20 protein-coding genes and 1 other annotated feature are annotated in these 20,160 nt (G+C 24.4%); of the genes, 16 read left to right on the plus strand and 4 right to left on the minus strand.

What is annotated here, in order from left to right; all coding sequences use genetic code 11:
- Positions 1 to 64 precede the first annotated feature (64 nt).
- The 6 genes from ytxC to pheT all read left to right on the plus strand — a co-directional run bounded on the left by ytxC (position 65) and on the right by pheT (position 7,830).
- On the plus strand, positions 65 to 970 hold the full coding sequence (gene ytxC / locus ACUN06_RS06450) for a putative sporulation protein YtxC (protein WP_291734699.1): 906 nt from the start codon (positions 65 to 67) through the stop codon (positions 968 to 970).
- A 249-nt stretch (positions 971 to 1,219) separates the two neighbouring features.
- The gene (locus tag ACUN06_RS06455) at positions 1,220 to 2,566 is read left to right on the plus strand and encodes a TrkH family potassium uptake protein (protein WP_294368022.1); all 1,347 of its coding nucleotides are present in this window, start codon (positions 1,220 to 1,222) and stop codon (positions 2,564 to 2,566) included.
- 10 nt (positions 2,567 to 2,576) lie between these two features.
- Entirely contained in the window at positions 2,577 to 3,248 is a 672-nt protein-coding gene (locus ACUN06_RS06460) for a potassium channel family protein (RefSeq protein WP_294124381.1), read from the plus strand.
- An 11-nt stretch (positions 3,249 to 3,259) separates the two neighbouring features.
- Positions 3,260 to 4,042, plus strand: a complete 783-nt coding sequence (locus ACUN06_RS06465) for a TrmH family RNA methyltransferase (RefSeq protein ID WP_291734706.1) — start codon at positions 3,260 to 3,262, stop codon at positions 4,040 to 4,042.
- A 60-nt stretch (positions 4,043 to 4,102) separates the two neighbouring features.
- Positions 4,103 to 4,321 (plus strand) — a binding site (T-box leader).
- A gap of 97 nt (positions 4,322 to 4,418) precedes the next feature.
- The gene (gene pheS, locus ACUN06_RS06470) at positions 4,419 to 5,438 is read left to right on the plus strand and encodes a phenylalanine--tRNA ligase subunit alpha (protein ID WP_294124380.1); all 1,020 of its coding nucleotides are present in this window, start codon (positions 4,419 to 4,421) and stop codon (positions 5,436 to 5,438) included.
- 16 nt (positions 5,439 to 5,454) lie between these two features.
- Complete coding sequence (gene pheT, locus ACUN06_RS06475; RefSeq protein ID WP_449390230.1) at positions 5,455 to 7,830, plus strand: phenylalanine--tRNA ligase subunit beta; 2,376 nt, start codon at positions 5,455 to 5,457, stop codon at positions 7,828 to 7,830.
- Positions 7,831 to 7,868: 38 nt separating this feature from the next.
- On the opposite strand, the gene ACUN06_RS06480 is transcribed toward pheT, so the two are convergent.
- A complete protein-coding gene (locus ACUN06_RS06480) occupies positions 7,869 to 8,753 on the minus strand; it encodes a DUF2156 domain-containing protein (RefSeq protein ID WP_291734714.1) in 885 nt (294 codons plus the stop codon).
- A 162-nt stretch (positions 8,754 to 8,915) separates the two neighbouring features.
- Here ACUN06_RS06480 and ACUN06_RS06485 point away from each other — a divergent pair, with 162 nt between their 5' ends.
- From ACUN06_RS06485 to ACUN06_RS06520, 8 genes are all read left to right on the plus strand, one after another.
- On the plus strand, positions 8,916 to 9,401 hold the full coding sequence (locus tag ACUN06_RS06485) for a hypothetical protein (protein ID WP_294368018.1): 486 nt from the start codon (positions 8,916 to 8,918) through the stop codon (positions 9,399 to 9,401).
- A 310-nt stretch (positions 9,402 to 9,711) separates the two neighbouring features.
- Entirely contained in the window at positions 9,712 to 10,758 is a 1,047-nt protein-coding gene (cax, locus tag ACUN06_RS06490) for a calcium/proton exchanger (RefSeq protein ID WP_294368017.1), read from the plus strand.
- Between the two features lie 394 nt (positions 10,759 to 11,152).
- Positions 11,153 to 12,316, plus strand: a complete 1,164-nt coding sequence (locus tag ACUN06_RS06495; protein ID WP_291732731.1) for a class I SAM-dependent methyltransferase — start codon at positions 11,153 to 11,155, stop codon at positions 12,314 to 12,316.
- A 141-nt stretch (positions 12,317 to 12,457) separates the two neighbouring features.
- Positions 12,458 to 13,843 carry a L,D-transpeptidase family protein gene (locus tag ACUN06_RS06500; protein WP_294397178.1) on the plus strand — a complete coding sequence of 462 codons (1,386 nt, stop codon included), beginning with the start codon at positions 12,458 to 12,460 and terminating at the stop codon, positions 13,841 to 13,843.
- A gap of 141 nt (positions 13,844 to 13,984) precedes the next feature.
- Positions 13,985 to 14,137, plus strand: a complete 153-nt coding sequence (locus ACUN06_RS06505; protein ID WP_291732729.1) for a hypothetical protein — start codon at positions 13,985 to 13,987, stop codon at positions 14,135 to 14,137.
- A gap of 5 nt (positions 14,138 to 14,142) precedes the next feature.
- A complete protein-coding gene (locus ACUN06_RS06510) occupies positions 14,143 to 14,439 on the plus strand; it encodes a hypothetical protein (protein ID WP_291732728.1) in 297 nt (98 codons plus the stop codon).
- A gap of 92 nt (positions 14,440 to 14,531) precedes the next feature.
- Positions 14,532 to 15,365 (plus strand): deoxyribonuclease IV, encoded by an 834-nt coding sequence (locus ACUN06_RS06515; protein ID WP_294368014.1) that lies wholly within the window; start codon positions 14,532 to 14,534, stop codon positions 15,363 to 15,365.
- 195 nt (positions 15,366 to 15,560) lie between these two features.
- Positions 15,561 to 16,061, plus strand: coding sequence for a hypothetical protein (locus ACUN06_RS06520; protein ID WP_449390231.1), 501 nt, complete (start codon positions 15,561 to 15,563; stop codon positions 16,059 to 16,061).
- A 139-nt stretch (positions 16,062 to 16,200) separates the two neighbouring features.
- Here ACUN06_RS06520 and ACUN06_RS06525 read toward each other — a convergent pair whose 3' ends face one another.
- On the minus strand, positions 16,201 to 17,022 hold the full coding sequence (locus tag ACUN06_RS06525) for a tyrosine-type recombinase/integrase (RefSeq protein ID WP_449390232.1): 822 nt from the start codon (positions 17,020 to 17,022) through the stop codon (positions 16,201 to 16,203).
- A 300-nt stretch (positions 17,023 to 17,322) separates the two neighbouring features.
- Here ACUN06_RS06525 and ACUN06_RS06530 point away from each other — a divergent pair, with 300 nt between their 5' ends.
- Complete coding sequence (locus ACUN06_RS06530; protein ID WP_331892754.1) at positions 17,323 to 18,315, plus strand: hypothetical protein; 993 nt, start codon at positions 17,323 to 17,325, stop codon at positions 18,313 to 18,315.
- A 33-nt stretch (positions 18,316 to 18,348) separates the two neighbouring features.
- Here the strand turns inward: ACUN06_RS06530 and ACUN06_RS06535 are convergent, their stop codons facing one another.
- Positions 18,349 to 18,771 (minus strand): hypothetical protein, encoded by a 423-nt coding sequence (locus ACUN06_RS06535; RefSeq protein ID WP_291732723.1) that lies wholly within the window; start codon positions 18,769 to 18,771, stop codon positions 18,349 to 18,351.
- Positions 18,772 to 18,915: 144 nt separating this feature from the next.
- Here ACUN06_RS06535 and ACUN06_RS06540 point away from each other — a divergent pair, with 144 nt between their 5' ends.
- Positions 18,916 to 19,536 (plus strand): hypothetical protein, encoded by a 621-nt coding sequence (locus ACUN06_RS06540; protein ID WP_291732722.1) that lies wholly within the window; start codon positions 18,916 to 18,918, stop codon positions 19,534 to 19,536.
- A 46-nt stretch (positions 19,537 to 19,582) separates the two neighbouring features.
- On the opposite strand, the gene ACUN06_RS06545 is transcribed toward ACUN06_RS06540, so the two are convergent.
- Positions 19,583 to 19,972, minus strand: coding sequence for a PadR family transcriptional regulator (locus tag ACUN06_RS06545; protein ID WP_449390233.1), 390 nt, complete (start codon positions 19,970 to 19,972; stop codon positions 19,583 to 19,585).
- Positions 19,973 to 20,160: the final 188 nt, after the last annotated feature.

Here is a 20,160-nt window from a genome sequence, read left to right on the forward strand (position 1 = left end):
ACATGTAACTTAGTATATAGAAAAAAAATTAATACATACTAATATTAAGAAAGGAGTGAAATCCATGTTTATAATGAAAGTAGTGCATAATAATGAGATAGAATTAGTGCGTGAGTTGCAAGAACTAAGAGAATTATTAAAAAAGAAAAATATAACTATAGGTCTTGTGGAGAGCAAAGAAGGCAGTTCTCACTTAGTAAAGATTATGTGCGATGAAGAAGGTTATAGTGAGAAAGTAAAAAGAATGATATATTTATATATAAGTAATATTTTATATAATATAGTAATTGAAAAATATAGAAAAAAGGAACTTTTTAATTTTTTAACTGAAACATATTTTTTTCTAAAGCAAGAAGAAATATTAGAAGTTGAAGAAATGATTATGAAAGTTTTAAGAAGTGAAGAAAATTTAAAAGATGAAAAAATGATTTTTTGTATAAGTAAAATAAATTCTATTATTGAAAAAATAAAGACTTGTTTAGAAGAAAATGAAGAAATAAACATACAAGGATTTATTACTTTTAGAATGAAAGAATTAAGAGAAGATATAGAAGAAATAATAGATAAAGTTGTAGAAGAATACATGGTTGAAAAGGAATACAGGGAGTTTGTAAAGTTACTAAAATATTTTGTAGATATACAGGAAAGTAAAATTGAAAAAATTAATATTTATATCCATAAGGGTGGTGGATATGAATTAAAAGATGGATATGGAAATGATATTTTTAATGAATTTATGAAAGAATTAGCTGAATGTAAAGTTGATACTGAAGCTAAAATGGAAGATATTATAATTAGTGGATTAATAACTAATGCACCAAAACAAGTTATAATTCATCATAAAGAAAATTGCTTAAATACAGAGTTTATAGATACTATAGTAAATGTATTTGGGGATAGAGTGTTTTATTGCGCTGGATGTGCAAATTGTGAAAGTACAAAATTAAAAAATATAAAGTTAAATAATTAATTTGAAAATTTAGGGTTGTATTATTTAATAATCAACCCTTTTATCATGTAAATTTAATTTATATTAAAATAATAAAAAATTATAGGAATATTGATATAATTATACTTTAATAAAGATAAAATTTAAGATGGAATAACTATGAAAAAGCATTTAAAGGTGGTAAAATACATGGTGAACTTTTAAACATAAAACAAAATAAAAAAGTCCAAAATAGTAACATAATATTTTATTAAATTAGGAGGTGAGACAATGAACTGGAATCTTAAAAAATATATAAAGTTAAGGGGAGTTCAAATATTAGCTTTAGGGTTTGTAGTGATAATTTTAATAGGAACAATATTATTGACTTTACCAATATCTACAGCAAGTGGGGAAAGTACTAGTTTTTTAGATGCACTTTTTACAGCAACTTCTGCAGTATGTGTAACAGGATTAATAGTAGTTGATACTGGGAGTTATTGGAATATGTTTGGGCAAACAATTATAATGATATTAATAGAAATTGGTGGTTTAGGATTTATGTCTTTTACTACATTAATAGCAATTATTTTAGGGAAAAAGATTACATTAAGAGAAAGATTAATTTTACAAGATGCAATGAATACTTTTAACATTCAAGGGTTAGTAAAAATGGTTAAGTATGTTTTGGTATTTACGGTATCAGTTCAATTTTTTGGGGCATTATTATTATCAACTCAATTTATTCCAGAGTTTGGTTTTGGGAAAGGGGCTTTTTATAGCTTGTTTCATTCTATTTCAGCTTTTTGTAATGCTGGATTTGACGTATTAGGAAAAGGAAATAGTTTAATATCTTTTAATACAAATGTAGTAGTTATTATGGTACTTTCTATTTTAATAATAATTGGAGGATTAGGATTTACTGTTTGGAGTGAACTATACACATGCAAAAGCATAAGAAGAGTTTCTATTCATTCTAAAATGGTTTTATTAATAACAACAGGATTGGTAGTTGGTGGAACACTTTTAATGTTTTTATTTGAACATAATAATCCACAAACTATATCAAAAATGTCATTTATAAATAAACTGACAAATTCATTTTTTGCATCTGTAACACCACGTACCGCAGGATTTAATAGTATTTCAACAAGTGGTATGACTACAGCAGGTCAGTTTTTAACTATTATTTTAATGTTTATAGGTGGTTCTCCAGGCTCTACAGCTGGAGGAATTAAAACAACTACAATAGGAGTTTTAATTGTAACTGTAGTTTCTGTTATAAGAGGTAGAGAAGATTCTGAAGTATTTAAAAGAAGATTTAGTAAAGATTTAGTATATAAAGCATTTACATTATTATTTATAGGATTTACATTAGTAGTCATAGTAACAATGTTATTATCTTATACAGAAAAGGGTACAACATTTATGTCTATATTTTATGAAACAATTTCAGCTTTTGGAACTGCAGGATTAACATTAGGATTAACACCTGATTTAAGTAATATAGGACGAATCTTAATTATAATTATGATGTATTTAGGAAGAGTTGGCCCTTTAACAGTTGTGTTATCACTCACAAGAAAAAAGGAAAAATCTGGTGTGAAATATCCAGAAGGAAAAATTTTAATAGGTTAGGGGAAGAAATATGGCAAATACTAAACAATTTGTAGTTATTGGATTAGGGAGATTTGGAGAATCTGTTGCAAAGACTTTGTATTCATTAGGACATGAGGTTTTAGCAATAGATATGGATGAGGATTCTGTTCAAGAAATAGCAGATAATGTAACACATGCAGTTCAAATGGATGCAACAGATGAAAGTGCATTAAAGACTTTAGGTTTAAGAAATTTTGATGTTGCGGTTGTAACTATTGGTTCTAATATACAAGCTAGTGTAATGATTACTCTTTTAGTTAAAGAACTAGGTGTAAAGTATATAATTGCAAAGGGGCAAAGTGATTTACATGCAAAAGTATTATATAAAATTGGGGCAGATAGAGTAGTATTACCTGAAAAAGATATGGGTGTTAGAGTTGCTCATAACTTGGTATCAGCAAGTATTTTAGACTTTATAGAATTATCTCCAGATTATAGCATTATGGAATTAAGAGTACTTAATGAATGGGATGGAAAGAGCTTAAAAGAACTAAAGCTTAGAAGTAGATATGGAATTAATATTATGGCTATTAAAAAAGGTGAGAGTATAGATATATCACCAAAAGCAGAAGATATATTATCAGCCGATGATATAATTGTGGCAATTGGCTCAGCAGATGATTTAAGTAATTTAGAAGATATGTTAGTAAAGAAAAAATAAGAGGTATAACGTTGATAATCATTGAAAGTAAAGACAACACATTATTTAAAAATACAAAAAAATTAAAAGAAAGACGATATAGAACTAAGGAAAATAAATATATAATTGAGGGATTTAGGTTAGTTCAAGAAGCATTTAAGGCACAGTGTAATATAGAATATTTAATTGTAAATGAACATGGAAAAGATAAAATTAATGATTATTTAGAAGAGTATTTGGATAACATTAAAATATATCAATTAAAAGATGAATTATTTTCACAAGTAGTTTCTACAGAAAATCCTCAAGGCATTATTGCTGTGGTAAATATAAATAATTCAGCAAATAATATAGATGGTGATTTTTATTTATTATGTGATAAGGTTCAAGATCCAGGAAATTTAGGAACAATTATTAGAACAGCTCATGCAGCTGGGGTAAATGGAATAATATTAACAAAAGGTACTGTAGATATATACAATGACAAAACAATAAGATCTACAATGGGATCAATTTTTTATGTTCCTATAATTTATGATAATGACTTAAGCTTTTTAATGAATCTTAAAAGTGAAGGATTTAGTTTAGTAGCAACTTCTTTAGAAGAATCAAAAAACTTTTTTGATGAAGATTTAAGTGGAAAAGTAATCTTATCGGTAGGAAATGAAGGTAATGGAATAAGTAATGAAATATTTGATTTAGCTGATAAAAAGGTTAAAATTCCAATGCCTGGGGGAGCAGAGTCTTTAAATGTTGGTGTTGCTACATCAATTATATTGTTTGAAAAAGTAAGACAAAGACTTTGTAAAAATTAATTTAAAACTAGGTATTGAAAAACAACTTAGTTATTTGTATAATAAGTTGTAAATAAATATTTAAAAACTGTGAATGAGAAAGTAAATTTGATAAAATGTCCAGGGAAAAAAGGCCATAGACTGTAAGCCTTTTTACATGAAGTCTTATTGAAGTTCACTCAGGAGTTCTAGCTATGAAGTTGTAGTAGTAGTTAGCGGTAAAACCGTTATTTAATAAAGCTGGATATGAATAAATTTTCATATCAATTAGGGTGGTAACGCGGATATTCCGTCCCTTTGTGGACTGAGTATCCTTTTTTTTATGGGAAATTTTAAAAAAGTATTAAAATAAATAAACCCATTAAAATTTTATTAAAAATAAGAAGGGAGAATAAAAATGCAAGAAAAATTATTAGCAATTAAAGAAGCTGCTTTTAATGAAATAGCTACTGCTGAAAATAGTGGAGCTTTAGAAGAAATAAGAGTTAAATATCTTGGTAAAAAAGGTGAACTTACTACTATATTAAGAGGAATGGGTTCATTATCACCAGAAGAAAGACCAGTAGTAGGTAAATTAGTTAATGAAGCAAAAGGTGAAGTTGAAGCAAAGTTAGAAGAGGTTGGAACTGCAATTAAAACTAAAGAAAAAAATGCTAAGCTTGCAAGTGAAGTAATTGATATATCTCTTCCAGGGAAAAAGCAAGTTATAGGAAAAAGACATCCTTTAGATTTAACATTAGAAAGAATGAAGGAAATATTTATCTCAATGGGATTTAGCATAGAAGATGGACCAGAAGTTGAGCTTGATCATTATAATTTTGAAGCTTTAAATATACCAAAGGATCATCCAGCTAGAAGTGAGCAAGATACATTCTATATTAATGATAATATAGTTTTAAGAACTCAAACTTCACCAATACAAATTAGAACAATGGAAAATCAGGAACCACCAATAAAGATGATATCTCCTGGTAAGGTTTATAGATCAGATGCTGTAGATGCTACACATTCACCAATATTTTATCAAATGGAAGGATTAGTAATTGATAAAGGGGTTACTTTTGCAGATTTAAAAGGGACTTTAGAGTTGTTTGCTAAAAAGATGTTTGGAGATACGGTTGTAACTAAATTTAGACCACACCATTTTCCATTTACTGAACCATCAGCTGAAATGGATGCAACTTGTTTTGTTTGTGAAGGAAAAGGATGCAGAGTTTGTAAGGGAAGCGGTTGGATTGAAATTTTAGGTTGTGGAATGGTACATCCTAACGTTTTAAGAAATTGTGGAATAGACCCTGAAGTTTACAGCGGATTTGCTTTTGGATTTGGTGTAGATAGAATGGTTATGCTTAAGTATGGTATTGATGATATAAGAGCATTATACGAAAGTGATATGAGATTTTTAAATCAGTTTTAATTAGGAGGTAAATAAAATGAAAATACCATATAGTTGGTTAAAGGACTACGCTGAAGTTAACGTAGATCCACATACATTAGGAGATAAATTAACTCTTTCGGGTTCAGCTTTAGAAGAGGTTATAATACAAGGAGATAACATAAAAAATGTTGTTACTTGCAAGATTAAGAAGATAGAAAAACATCCAGATGCTGATAGATTAAGTGTTTGTCAAGTTGATATAGGTACAGAAGAGATACAAATAGTTACAGCAGCAACTAACATGAAAGAGCAAGATATAGTACCAGTAGCTTTACATAAGTCTATTTTAGCTGATGGAACTGAAATAAAAAAGGGTAAAATGAGAGGGGTAGTTTCTAATGGAATGTTCTGTTCTGAAGAGGAATTGGGAATAGCTGGAGATGAGCCTGTTCATGGATTAATGATTTTACCTGCTGATGCTCCTATAGGAATGGATATTAAAGAATATTTAGGATTAAATAAGGCTATATTAGATTTTGAAATAACATCTAATAGACCAGATTGTTTAAGTATTGTTGGTATGGCTAGAGAAACTGCTGCAACATTAAGAACATCTTATAAAATGCCAAACTTAAATTACGAAGCTAAATGTTCATCAAACATTAATGATGAATTAAAAGTGGAAGTTAAAGATGAATTATGTAGAAGATATATGGCTAAGGGTGTAAAAAATGTTAAGGTTAAGCCATCACCAGGATGGATGCAAGAAAGACTTTTAGAAGCTGGAGTTAGACCTATAAATAATATAGTTGACATAACTAACTTTGTAATGTTAGAACTTGGTCAACCAATGCACGCATTTGATGCAAGACAAATAGAAAGCAAAACAATAGTTGTTGAAAGAGCTTTAGATGGTGAGAAGTTTACAACTTTAGATGAAATAGAAAGAGAATTAGATTCAAGTATATTAATGATAAAAGATGGTTCTAAATCTGTTGCTATAGCTGGAATAATGGGTGGATTAAATTCAGAAATTCAAGATGATACTACAGAAGTAATATTTGAATCTGCAAACTTTGAAGGAACTAATATAAGAGTTAGCTCTAAAAAGTTAAACTTAAGATCAGAAAGTTCTTCAAGATTTGATAAAGATATAGATCCAAACTTAGCTAAACTTGCAATAGATAGAGCTTGTGCATTAATTTGTGAATTAGGTTGCGGTGAAGTTATGGAAGGAACTATAGATGTTTATAATTCTGTAAAAGAAGAAAGCTCTATAACTGTAGATTCTAAATGGATAAATAAATTCTTAGGTACAGATATATCTAAGGAGGAAATGAAGGAAGCTTTAGATTCATTAGATTTAAAAACAAAATTAAATGGTAATGATTTAAATATAACTATTCCAACATTTAGAATTGATATTGCTATAAAAGAAGATATAGCTGAAGAAGTTGCTAGAATATATGGATATGATAAAATACCAACTACTATATTTAAGGTTGCAACTGAAAGAGAACCTAAATATAAGAATGATATATTAACTGATGTAGTTATTGAAACAATGATAGGAAGTGGTGTAAACCAATCAATAAGCTATTCATTTGTATCACCTAAGGTATTTGATAAGGTAAATATACCAGCAGATAGTAAATTAAGAAATGTAGTTAAAATTAAAAATCCTTTAGGTGAAGATTATAGTGTTATGAGAACAACGACTTTACCTTCAATAATGGAATCTTTAGGAAGAAATTATTCAAGAAATAATGATTATGTAAGATTATTTGAAATTGGTAGAACTTATATTCCAAATGAAGATCAAACTAAATTACCAACAGAAAAGAATGTTTTAACTATTGGTATTTATGGTGATTGTGATTATTTAGACCTTAAGGGAATAGTTGAAAATGTAATTGATGGATTAGGAATAACTAAGGCTAAATATGTTAGAGAAAGTGAAAATCCAAGCTATCATCCAGGTAAAACAGCTTCTCTTATGGTAAGAAATAAGAAAGTTGGTGTATTTGGTGAAATACATCCAGATGTAACTGAAAGCTATGGAATAGATGTTGATTGTTATGTTGCAGAACTTGATTTAGATGCTTTATTTGAAGCTTCAAGTACTACAAAAACATATAAGCCTCTTCCAAAATTCCCAGCAGTAACAAGAGATATAGCTTTATTATGTGATGATTCTATATTAGTTGCTGAAATAGAAGAAACTATAAGAAAAGCAGGTGGAAACTTAGTAGAAAAAGTTCAATTATTTGATATCTACAAAGGTGCACAAATACCAGAAGGTAAAAAGTCAATAGCTTATGCAATTGCATATAGAGATGAAAAGAAAACTTTAGAAGATAAAGATATAGCTAAGGTTCATGATAAGATTCTTAAAGCTTTAGAGCATAAATTAGGTGCTGTTTTAAGATAATATTTTAATTTAAAGGGAAGCCAAGTATTGGCTTCCTTTTAAATTATTATTAATGATTTTTTTAATAAATATATTGGATGATATGAAAGTTTGGATTTCCTTAATCCAGGATAGCCACAATCTTCTTCTCTATTAATATATTTTGTACTTCTAAATTCCTTGTTTATAAACTCCCTGTTTATAAATGCATAAATTCCCTTATATTTAATATCACATCTTTCAATATGAATTATTGCAGTATCATTAAGAATTTCACCAATTGAAAAACCAGCAAGGTTATTATTCACATATACTGCTATAGTTTTTAAATTTAAAAAATCTAAATTATAAAGCAAGTTTGTTATTTCTTTAGTTTCGCAAAGTAATTCTTCACAAAGTATATTTTTATTTTTATGCCATTTTTTTAATAAATTTAAACAATCTAATATAGATTTTTCATCATTTATTGATTTAATAGTATAATTGTAAGAATTAATAAATGAATTATAATGATTTTTCTTTTTATGGTATTTTTCACCAGATAAATTTAATAATTTATCTGTAGAATAAATATATTCAAAATTATCCCTATCTTGAGTTATTTTAAAACTTAAGTCAGTATAATTTTGCAAATCATTAATAAAATTATCCTCAATATCTCCAAAAAGATAGATGTTGTTATTAGTTGATAATTTTTTTAAAGTAAATATTAAATTATTTAATTTATCTTTTTCATAGCCTAAAGGCATCATGAAAAATTCTCCATTCTGAGTTTCTTTTTTTATTATTAAGCAATTATTTATAATAGAATATTCAATTTTGCAAAAATCTTTCCATAAATAAAGAGTTGTAAAAGAATATTCATAGGATTTATTATTAATTTTGCATAAATATTTTTCAAATAAATACCTATCATTTAAATCAATGTTTTTAAAGTACTCCAATTTATCATCTCCTAGTTAATAAGAAAGAAAAACTATATATAATATTTTATTTTTAGTATTAAAAGATGTGTATAATAAAATGTATTAAAAGAAATTCTGTAATTAATTTTAACTATAAGAATATAATTTTATGAATAATAAATTTATGAAAGGTTAAGTAAAATGAAATTACGAAATTTGCTCTTAGATTTATCAAAAGATGATATATTAAAATTAATATCTATGCAAGATAAAACTATTATTAAGTCTCTTGAACTAGAAGATTTAATAAAGGTAAGTGGAAGTTATAAATTGATGGGAATGAATATTGACTTTAATGGAACAATGAGTATTAATAGCTTTAAAAATAATATTATTTTTATAACTATTAATAATTTTAAGATATCTAATAAAGCAACAAGTAATCCATTAGTTAAAGGGTCATTAGCAATTTTGAGAAAATCAATTAATGATATTGAAGGAATGAGTTTAAAAAATAAGGAACTTACTATTGATATAGAAAAGATAGTAAAAGTATATTGTACAGATACCTATGGAATAAAACTTGAAAAATTAGATATTAGTACATTAACAACTAAAAATGGAGTATTAGAATTTGGAATAAATTTATTAGAATTAAATTTAAATAATTTGAAGGTACAAAATTAATGAATTAAAGATTATATTTTTTATTATTTTTTAATAATAAATATAATCTTTTTTTTAAGAAATATAATGAATAAGTCTAATATCTTTAATATTAAAGATTCATATGATATTATTACCATGTAACTGATTTATTTGAAATATTAAGAAAATATTATATAAAAAGTTTACAATAATAAATCTTATAAATAATATATTTATTTAGGAAATATTTTGAGAAAGTATTCCATTTTTTTCTTTTAGTAAGATAAATAATTTTTGGGATAAATGGAGAATATAAAATATGTATCGATAAGAAGTGGATGTGATATATATGAAGTTTTTAAAATTTATGCTTATATTTATTCCAATTAGTATTATAGGAAAATTTATGCACTTTTCACCAGCAGTTATGTTTATATTAGCAGCTCTTTCTATTATACCATTAGCTGGATTAATGGGAGAAGGTACAGAAGAAATTTCTTTTTATGCTGGACCTAAAATAGGAGGCTTTTTAAATGCAACATTTGGTAATGCTACAGAATTAATAATTTCATTTTTTGCTTTAAAACAAGGGTTGTTTGAAGTTGTAAAATCATCAATAGCTGGGTCTATTATAGGCAATATTTTATTAGTATTAGGTGCAAGTATGCTATGTGGAGGAATAAAGCATAAAACTCAAAAATTTAATAAAAATGTAGTTGAAGTTACTTCAAGTATGCTTTTATTTGCAGTTATAGGATTGTGTATACCTGCTGTGTTTACACATACTTTTCCTAGTGAATTATTGAATACTAAATATGAAAACTTGAATCTTGCAGTATCAATAATAATGTTTATATTATATATTTTAAGTTTGATTTTTTCATTTTTTACTCATAAGGAGCTTTATGCAGTTAAATATGAAGAAGAGGAAGAAGAAGCAAAATGGTCTTTAAAAAAGGCAATCATAATTTTAATTATAGCAACTATATTTATTGCTATAGAAAGTGAACTTTTAGTAGATGGTGTGGAAGGTATTACTTCAAAGCTTGGGTTAAGTGAAATTTTTGTTGGTATTATTGTTATTCCAATAATAGGTAATGCTGCTGAACATACTACAGCAATTGTAATGGCTTTAAAAAATAAAATGGATGTTGCAATAGAAATTGCAATAGGATCAAGTTTGCAAATAATATTATTTGTTGCTCCTATTCTTGTATTTTTAAGTTTATTATTTACACCAATGACTATTATATTTAATCAATTTGAATTAATAGCTTTAATAGTAACTGTATTAATAGCAAATAAGGTTGCTGCAGATGGAGAGTCTAATTGGTTAGAAGGAGCTCAGTTAGTTGCAGTATATTTAATAATTGCAGCAGGATTTTTTATTTTATAATATATAAATAAATATTAAGTTTATAATGGAAATTACTCCTTTAATTTTATAGTATCATGATATATAAATGTGAACAAAATAATCATTGTAGAGTTTATAATCTACAAAATCATATTTTTATATATTGGAGGATAAAATTATGAGTGAAAAACATGATTGTTGTTGTAGCAGTCAACAAGAAAAAGAAAAGAAAGCAAATAATTGCGAATGTAAACATAGAAAAAATAATAAAGCTCAAAATATAAAGGAAAATTATTAAAAATAAAAATAGCTAGTATATTAAATATATTAGCTATTTTTATTTTTAAAATTATATTATATAAATAATACTGGAAAAATGGGATTATATGAATTAAAATAGCTATATATTATACATAAATAAGGTGAGATATAAATGGAAGAATTAAAAAGAACGTTAGAAGAAGTATTTAAAAATGAAATTATAAAGATAGTAATAAGCAACAAAGTTAAAAAAGATGAAAAATACAATAAAATTGCTATAAATTTAAAAGAAAATAATAAAAATAAGTTTTATCAAATAGAAAAATTTACAGATAAGCAAGTATTTCATGAAAATATAAAAATAAATGAAATAAGTGACAAAGTAAGTGAATTAATATTTGGCAACTATAAACAAATGACAGCTTGGTCTAATAATGAAATATTTGATTTAAAGATATCTAAAAAAGGAAAGATATTTTTAGGTAAAAAGAAAAATGATAATTCTAAGATTGTTGCTAAGGGGCATAATAAAGAAAAAAATTATATATTAAAAGAAGGTATGATAATAGAACCTCTTATAGATTTAGGAGTATTCACTAAGGAAGGTAAAGTAGTTAATTCTAAATATGATAAATATAAGCAAATTAATAGATTCATTGAAATAATAGATGATGAAATTAAAAAGAATGATTATAAGGAATTAACTATTTTAGATTTTGGATGTGGTAAATCTTATTTAACATTTGTTTTATATTATTACTTTGTAAAAATTAAAAATATAAATGTAAAAATGATAGGATTAGATTTAAAAGAAGATGTAATAAAGAAATGTAATGATATTGCTAAAAGATATAATTATGAAAACTTACATTTTGAATTAGGAGATATTAACGGATTTAAATATAACAATAAGGTAGATATGGTTATTACTTTACATGCATGTGATACAGCTACAGATTATGCTTTATATAATGCAATTAAGTGGAATAGTAAAATGATATTTTCAGTTCCTTGTTGCCAACATGAATTTAATTCTCAAATGAAGGCAAATGAACTTTCAATCTTAACTAAATATGGAATAGTTCAAGAAAGAGTTGCTGCATTAATGACTGATAGTGTAAGAGCTAATTTATTAGAGTGTATGGGGTATAAAACACAACTTTTAGAATTTATTGATATTGCACATTCTCCTAAAAATATACTTATAAGAGCTTCTAAAAATAACATATCAAAAGAGAAGAAAGAAAAATCCTTAAATGAAGTTAATAATTTAATTAGAACATTTAATTTTAATCCAACATTATATAATTTGTTAAAAAATGATAATTTAATTTAAGTGTATATAAAAGCAGTAAATTTAGTGTAAATGATACTTAATCATGATTTTTTATTTTTAAATATTAGTTTTAAATTCATAAGTAATTACATAATAATAAACTACAAGAAATTAATGGTATGGGAGATAAATTAGTAATAAATGAGTTTTGATAATGAGAAAAATAAAAATTATTTTATTATAGTAATTATATTTGTTATTATTTGTATTTATGGAGTATTTTCAATATATTTTATTAAACATTTTTATTTTGGAACATATATTAATGAAATTAATGTTTCTTGTAAAACTGTAAAAGAAGCAAATGAATTGCTATTAAAAGAATCATACAATTATACTATCAAATTAGAAGAAAGAAATGATGTAACAGAATATATTAAAGGTAGTAATATAAATTTTGAATATAAAGGAAGTAAAGAAACAGAAGAAATAAAAACAAGTCAAAATCCATTTCTTTGGATTGTAAATATTTTTTCTAATAATAAATATATAATTAATGAAGTTTATTCTTTTGATAGAAATTTATTAAAAGAAGAACTTGAAAAACTTAATTGCTTTAATAGTGAAGATATTGTTGAACCAATAGATGCTTGCTTAAAATATGAAGATGGAGAATTTAAAATAATTAAAGAGGTATATGGAAATAAGATCAATGAAGAATTTCTTTATGCATACTTATTAAACTCCATACTTTTAGGGGAAAGGTGTATTAATTTAGATGAAATTAATGCTTATGAAAATCCTAAATTTACATCAGAAAGCGAAAAGGTTATTAAAGCTCAAAATGAACTAAATAAATATGTAAGTTCAGAAATATATTACATATTTGATAATGAAATAGAAGTTTTAGATTCAAGTATAATAAATACGTGGCTAGAAGTTGATTCAACAATGAATGTAGTAATTAATGAAGAAAAGATTAAAGAATATATAAAAACATTAGGCATTAAATATGATACTTATGGAAAAACTAGAAGTTTCAAATCAACCACTGGAAAAAATATAAATGTAATAGGTGGAAATTATGGTTGGAGAATTGATAGAACAAAGGAAAAAGAAGCTTTAATTAAAAATATAAAAAGCGGAGAAATAATAAAAAAGGAACCTATTTATTTGCAAACTGCATTAGGAAATCATGAAAATGATATTGGAAATACTTATGTTGAAATAAATTTAACTAATCAATATTTATGGTTTTATAAAAGTGGTAAAATAATAACTCAAGGAGATGTTGTTACTGGTAATGTTAGCAGAGGTAATGCAACCCCACAAGGGACATATACTTTAAATTACAAACAAAAAAATGCAACTTTAAGGGGTGATAATTATAATTCTGATGTTAAGTACTGGATGCCATTTAATATGAATATTGGAATACATGATGCAAGTTGGAGAAATAGTTTTGGAGGAAATATATACCAAGCATCAGGGAGTCATGGTTGTGTTAATGCTCCAGAATATCTTGCAAAAAATATATTTGAAAATATAGAACCTGGAACTCCAATTATATGTTATAAAGATGAATAGTTTATATTAAGCTAAAAAGAAATATTATATTTTTAAGTGAAGTTAAACAAACATTTAAAAGTAATATTTCTTTTTTATAATAAATTTTTTGTAATAATCAATTGGGAGACATAATATATTTTTTATAAAGAGGTGTTTAGTATGAATAATAAAATTGAAACTATTATATTAAGACTTTCAAAAGAAAATGAAAAAATATTAAAGGAAAAAGCAATTAAACAAAATGTTACTATAGAAGAGTATATTAAAAAGGTATGTATTTATGATCCTTGGTTAAAAGAATATGAGGGGTAAGTAAAATGATTGATTTTTTATATAATAATATGGAGCATAAGCTATTTATTATATTATATAGTATTTTAATTATTTATGGATTTTATTTAGTATTAAAAGAAAAAAGTGATATTGAAAGAAATATAAAAGAAAAAATTAATAAGAGATATAAAACTGAAATTACTTTAAATGTTGATAAAGAAGAAAAATATATGTTAAGGAATTTAGCGTGTGATTATGGGTATTCTAGTATAGAAGAGTTTATAGTTTCAATTTTGAATAATGAAATTAATAGAGAAGAGGATTATAGTAATGAAAATTAATACTATATTATTTAATAATTATTATTAGTTGATACTAATAAAATAATATAGTATAGTTATAGTATTGAAATTGAATTATTGGAGGATTTAAAATGTTAAACATAGGATGTCACTTATCTACTTCAAAAGGATTTAAGAATATGGGAAAAGAGGCTTTATCTATAGGAGCTAATACTTTTCAATTTTTTACTCGTAATCCTAGAGGTGGGAAAGCTAAAGATATAGACGCAAAAGATGTTAATGAACTTTTAGAAATTATGAAAAAAAATAATTTTGCTACTATTTTAGCACATGCACCATATACTTTAAATGGGTGTTCAGCTGATGAAAATACGAGAAAATTTGCAATTGAAATGATGGCAGATGATTTAGTAAGAATGGAATATCTTCCAAATAACTTTTATAATTTTCACCCAGGAAGTCATGTAAAGCAAGGGGTAGATATTGGAATAGATTTTATAGCTGAAATGTTAAATACAGTTCTTAAACCAGAACAAACTACAACTGTTTTATTAGAAACTATGGCTGGAAAGGGAACTGAAATAGGAAGAAGTTTTGAAGAGATAGCTCAAATAATTGAAAAGGTTGAATTAAAGGATCATTTAGGAGTTTGTTTAGATACATGTCATATTTACGATGCAGGTTATGATATAGTAAATGATTTAGATGGTGTCTTAGAAGAATTTGATAAAATAATAGGTATTGATAAACTTAAAGCTATACATTTAAATGATAGCAAAAATCCATTTAATAGTCATAAAGATAGGCATGAAAAAATTGGAGAAGGAAGTTTAGGGCTTAAAGCAATAAGTAATATTATAAATCATCCAAAATTAAAACACTTGCCATTTTTCTTAGAAACGCCTAATGAACTTGATGGATATAAGAACGAAATAGAAATTTTAAGAAAAGAATATATAGAATAGTAAGTTAAATAAGGGGATATCGCATTAAGAATAAATACTACAATGTATTGTGTTGATTTTTATTTTTTAAAATAATATATTGTGTATAAAAGTTTTAGTGCGACATCCCCTAATTTTTTACTTTATAAATAAAACCATGTTTTGAATAATATATATTATATAAAGGGTCAATAATAATAGTGAGGTGATTTTTTTATGAATGAAAAAGAGATAAAGGAAACCAAGGCAATAAAAGTATTATTTCAAAAATTATTAAATGATAGTTATAAACAAAAAGAGTATAGGGAAATATATACAATTGATATATTACCAAGGACTGTTAAAAATATAGAAAAATATAGTGATTTTGAAAAGAATATATTAAATAAGAATAGTTATAATGTATTGAATAAATTTATTTTAGCATTAAGTAAACTATATTTATATGATAATAAAATATTTAAGCTTTCTCATGATGATGAAGAAAGTTTATCCTTTCAAGAATATCATAATGATATAAATAGATATATTGATGATTGTATATATAATCTATCAATACCATCTAAAAGAATGGATTTAATTTTTGATGAATTAAAAATTGGGATGGAAATAAGTAATTGGACTATTAAAGTAATGGATTTTGGGTGCACTGAATTAAGATTTGTAATAGATATATTTAAATCAGAAGGATTATTTATAAGAAAACCTTTCTTTTAATTTTTAATTTTTATAATATATATTAAAAACATATTAATCTTAGAATATAAAAAAAGAGTATATAAATTTGTGTAAAATATAAATTTATATACTCTTATAAACCTAACATTAAATATTTTAAAATTTGCTCTAGCTATTTTTATAATGCATAAGAAAAATCTATTTTATTACTCATTTCTTTTAATTTTTTCATACTTACTCCAAGATATCTCATAGTTGTTTTTATATCAGAGTGATTTAGAACATGTCTTACTAATTCTATATCATGTCCTGATTCCTCATACAAGGTATGTGCAAATAATTTTCTAAATGAGTGAGTTCCAATATTTTTATATCCTAAGTAATCAGTTATTATTTTTAATTGTTGTTGCATATTTCTAACTTTATTTGGATAAATAAAATCATCTTTATCTAAATTATTATTAACTGCATATTCTAAAAGTTTATTATACATAGCATCATTTAAATCCCTATTTTGCCATTTGCCTGTTTTGATTTCCTTTATAGCAAACTTACTTCTGTTAAAATCTGAAACTTTTAAATTAACTATATCTGATGCTCTGAAACCAAGGGTTGCTTGAAGTGCTAATGCAAAAGCTAAAGGTTGATTTGATCTAAACTTTTTTTCTCTTCCTGTTTTTTTATCGGTATAAGTAAATCCTTCCTTACATAATTTAATAATTTCTTCATACTCTTCAATTTCTAATGGCCTAGTTGCTTTATAATTCTTTTTTTTACCCTCTTCTTTTATAATTTCATCTTTTGAATGTTCTTTTTTATCATTTAAAATTGCTCCATCTGTTTTTTGAAGAATTTTTTTAGAAATTTCATTTGCTCCCTCTGTTTTTGCGTTGATTTCTTGAATTTTTTCGGTAAACTCATTTTTATTTTCATATGCTCTCATTTTTTTATAAAATTCATAGAATTTCATTATATCAAGCATTTCATCATTTAAATCCATTTAAAATTTCCTTTCTCGTACAAATCGATTTTGATTAAAAATAAAACTGCGTATTTTATTTTTAAAAACTGCGTTTTTTATATTTTGTTAAAATAATAATATCATTAAAATGGCTTAAAATCAAGGTTTTAATAAAAACTGCGTAGTTTCGGGAAACTACGCAGTTTTTATAAGGAAATATTTACATTAAATTTTGTGGAAAATTAAAATTTTATATGATATAATATCAATACTAAGTTAACTAAATATAACTAAGTTAACTTTAGTTAACTTAGTATTAATAATGAAAGAGGTTTAAAAATGGATAAAATCAATGAAAATATAGAAAAGATTACAGAAAATGAAGAAAAAATTGAAATGAATCAACCTGTAAATGTAGTAGAAGATAAAATAGAAACAAAAGGACTTAAATTAAAAAAGTCTACCAAAGATAGATTAAATATGCTACAAAGTAACTTCGATGATGCTGAAAGTATGATTGTTACTTTATTAAATCAATATGATAACTTTAAAATAGAAAGCAGCGAAAAATTTAGTGATAGAAAAGGGGAAATTGATAGATTTAATTTCTTAATAGATTCTTTAAAAGGATGTTTTGTTAACTCCTTAGAAATGGCAACATATTTAGAAGATAAATATGCTGTAAAATTAAAAAATGAAATGAAAAAAAAGGATAAAATTATTTCTATTCTTCAAGAGGAAAATACAGAATTAAAAAAGAAAAATAAAGAAACTGATGAAGGGATCAATCAAAAAAATAAGGAGTTAAATGATGTAAAGGATAGCTTTTCACGTGTTAATATAGCACTTACAACAGTGGAAAAAGAATTAAAAGAAAAATCAGATATAATTCAAAATTTACAAAGGCATATAAATTCATTAACAGAAATATCACATGATAATAAAAGAATTAATAGTGAAAATGATAAATTAAAAGATGAAATAAAAGAATTAAAAGAAAAGTTAACTAATGAAAGTATAAACTATGAAAAAGTTAACTATCTTAAAAGTGAAAATGAAAGATTTAAAAATGAAATAATTAATTTAACTGAAGAAAAGAAAGAATATAAAGAATATAGTAATAGCTTAAATGAAAGAATTCAGGAAGTGTTATTAAATAAATCAATTGAAATTGCTAAAATAAATGAAGAAAAGAATAAGTTGATTAGAGAAATTGAAAGTAAAAAAGAAATTGAACTAAAAAATGCTAACGATATTATCAATTCTTTAAAAGATGAAATTTTTGAGTTAAAATTAAATTTAAATAAAATTAATTTTGATGCAAATAAGTAAATTATATGTAGTATTAACTATAGGGCATATTCCCTATAGTTTTTTTATTATACTTGATAAACGTAACTCTCCATTTTCTAATGTTCTTATAAACAATTTATAATTAGTTTTTTGAAAATCATTAATTATTGTAAGGTTTTCTTTTGATAATATTGGAGTTATAGAAAAAAATGTATTATCACATTTAGCTACAATAGAAATAGAACCTTCATAATCTGTAAAATATAAATAAATATCACTTAAGTCTATTGTAATAGAATTTGATGAATTTATAGTAAATGGACATGTAAACTCTTCTTTATTTTTAGTATTTTTAATTATTACTTCTATGAAATCATAATCGTTATAATCCTTTTTAGAAAAAATTAAAGTTACTTTGTTATTTTTATTTATAAAATTTTTTAAGCTTAACTTTCTTGAATAGCATGTAATTTTTGATAATGTATTTAATTCCATTAAAGCCTTCTCCTAAAAATTTATTATTAACTAATTTATGCAAAAAGAGAAAAATAGACATAAATTTTTTAAAATATTCTTATAATATTTTAAAAAATAAGGATAATACTATTACTGAAAATAATTGAAGGGAGTGATATATTAGTGTCAATGGCTCTTATTACAGCATTAATTTCATCAGGAGGATTGGTTTTAGGATCAGTAATTGGAGCAGTATGTAGTTTTTTTGTTAATAAGGTTTCGATGCATGAACAAATGAAACTTCAACATGAAAATTTAATGTATCAGGAAAGCTGTAATGCTAAGGAAAAGTATACTAATGCAAATATAATAAGATTAGATTTTTGTAATGCAATTTATCAAAGCATAAGAGCAATTCAAAGTGATGATATAAATTTTGTTACACATTCCATACCAATTTATAAAGAGTATCATAAAATAATTGCATCTTTAGGTGATGAATACTCATTAAAGCAATTAAGTTATATTTATCAATTTTATAATGTTTTAGAAATTAATTCAAAAATAATAGAAAATACAAAATACAATGATTTTAATGAAAAGATGAAAGTTCAAAATGCATTTAAAAATATTTTAATCAAGGTTTATGGGGAAAATTATATTAAACTATTATCTAAGGATATAAATTATGTAACTTTTGAAGAATTATATTGTGATAAAAATATGAAGAGTGGATATAGAAATATATTTAAGTCTTTAGATATGATTTGTCTTAGATGTTTTGAACAAAAGACTATTAAGTAAATAAGTTCAATTCAAAAAGTAATTTACTTAATAGTATTTTGATTTATTACTTTAGCATATTAATCATTAAATCTAAGGTGTTTTTAGTTTTTTCTAAGTTATGGATATAATCGGCAATATGATGTTTATAATAATAAATTCCTTCGTCAGTTATTGAATAAATTTTTTTGCTTCTTTTATTTAAAAATTCATCTCCAGTCCATTTACTAATAACATAGCCTTTACTTTCTAAATCATAGAATGTTTCATAAATAGTGCTTGAAGATACTGGAAAAGGTAAACTTGCACTTTGAAAAACTTCTTTAAATTTTTCAAGAACTTTATTTCCAAACATAACTTCCCCTTGTGATAGTTCTTTTAATATATAAAATGAATATAACATTTTAGTATTTACCACATTTCTTGGAGCAACTAATCTATTTCTATTAGAGTTCATATAAATTCACATCCTTTAAAATATTTCATCTCACTTAATTATATTGATATATAATTAAAAGTTTATATATTTATGATAACAAATATTATAAGTAGTGTCTAATTATAAAAAGAATATTACAAAATTCAGAACAATAAAATGTAAAATTGAATACTATATATTAAAGTACCAATGATAGGAGATGATAA

It is taken from the genome of Clostridium sp. ETTB3, assembly GCF_053571985.1.

Excerpts from the sequence above, each read along its gene's own strand:
- ytxC (WP_291734699.1), top strand. The coding sequence starts at position 65 with ATGTTTATAATGAAAGTAGTGCATAATAATGAGATAGAATTAGTGCGT.
- ACUN06_RS06455 (WP_294368022.1), top strand. The coding sequence starts at position 1,220 with ATGAACTGGAATCTTAAAAAATATATAAAGTTAAGGGGAGTTCAAATA.
- ACUN06_RS06460 (WP_294124381.1), top strand. The coding sequence starts at position 2,577 with ATGGCAAATACTAAACAATTTGTAGTTATTGGATTAGGGAGATTTGGA.
- pheS (WP_294124380.1), top strand. The coding sequence starts at position 4,419 with ATGCAAGAAAAATTATTAGCAATTAAAGAAGCTGCTTTTAATGAAATA.
- pheT (WP_449390230.1), top strand. The coding sequence starts at position 5,455 with ATGAAAATACCATATAGTTGGTTAAAGGACTACGCTGAAGTTAACGTA.
- ACUN06_RS06485 (WP_294368018.1), top strand. The coding sequence starts at position 8,916 with ATGAAATTACGAAATTTGCTCTTAGATTTATCAAAAGATGATATATTA.
- cax (WP_294368017.1), top strand. The coding sequence starts at position 9,712 with ATGAAGTTTTTAAAATTTATGCTTATATTTATTCCAATTAGTATTATA.
- ACUN06_RS06495 (WP_291732731.1), top strand. The coding sequence starts at position 11,153 with ATGGAAGAATTAAAAAGAACGTTAGAAGAAGTATTTAAAAATGAAATT.
- ACUN06_RS06500 (WP_294397178.1), top strand. The coding sequence starts at position 12,458 with ATGAGTTTTGATAATGAGAAAAATAAAAATTATTTTATTATAGTAATT.
- ACUN06_RS06505 (WP_291732729.1), top strand. The coding sequence starts at position 13,985 with ATGAATAATAAAATTGAAACTATTATATTAAGACTTTCAAAAGAAAAT.
- ACUN06_RS06510 (WP_291732728.1), top strand. The coding sequence starts at position 14,143 with ATGATTGATTTTTTATATAATAATATGGAGCATAAGCTATTTATTATA.
- ACUN06_RS06515 (WP_294368014.1), top strand. The coding sequence starts at position 14,532 with ATGTTAAACATAGGATGTCACTTATCTACTTCAAAAGGATTTAAGAAT.
- ACUN06_RS06520 (WP_449390231.1), top strand. The coding sequence starts at position 15,561 with ATGAATGAAAAAGAGATAAAGGAAACCAAGGCAATAAAAGTATTATTT.
- ACUN06_RS06525 (WP_449390232.1), bottom strand. The coding sequence starts at position 17,022 with ATGGATTTAAATGATGAAATGCTTGATATAATGAAATTCTATGAATTT.
- ACUN06_RS06530 (WP_331892754.1), top strand. The coding sequence starts at position 17,323 with ATGGATAAAATCAATGAAAATATAGAAAAGATTACAGAAAATGAAGAA.
- ACUN06_RS06535 (WP_291732723.1), bottom strand. The coding sequence starts at position 18,771 with ATGGAATTAAATACATTATCAAAAATTACATGCTATTCAAGAAAGTTA.
- ACUN06_RS06545 (WP_449390233.1), bottom strand. The coding sequence starts at position 19,972 with ATGAACTCTAATAGAAATAGATTAGTTGCTCCAAGAAATGTGGTAAAT.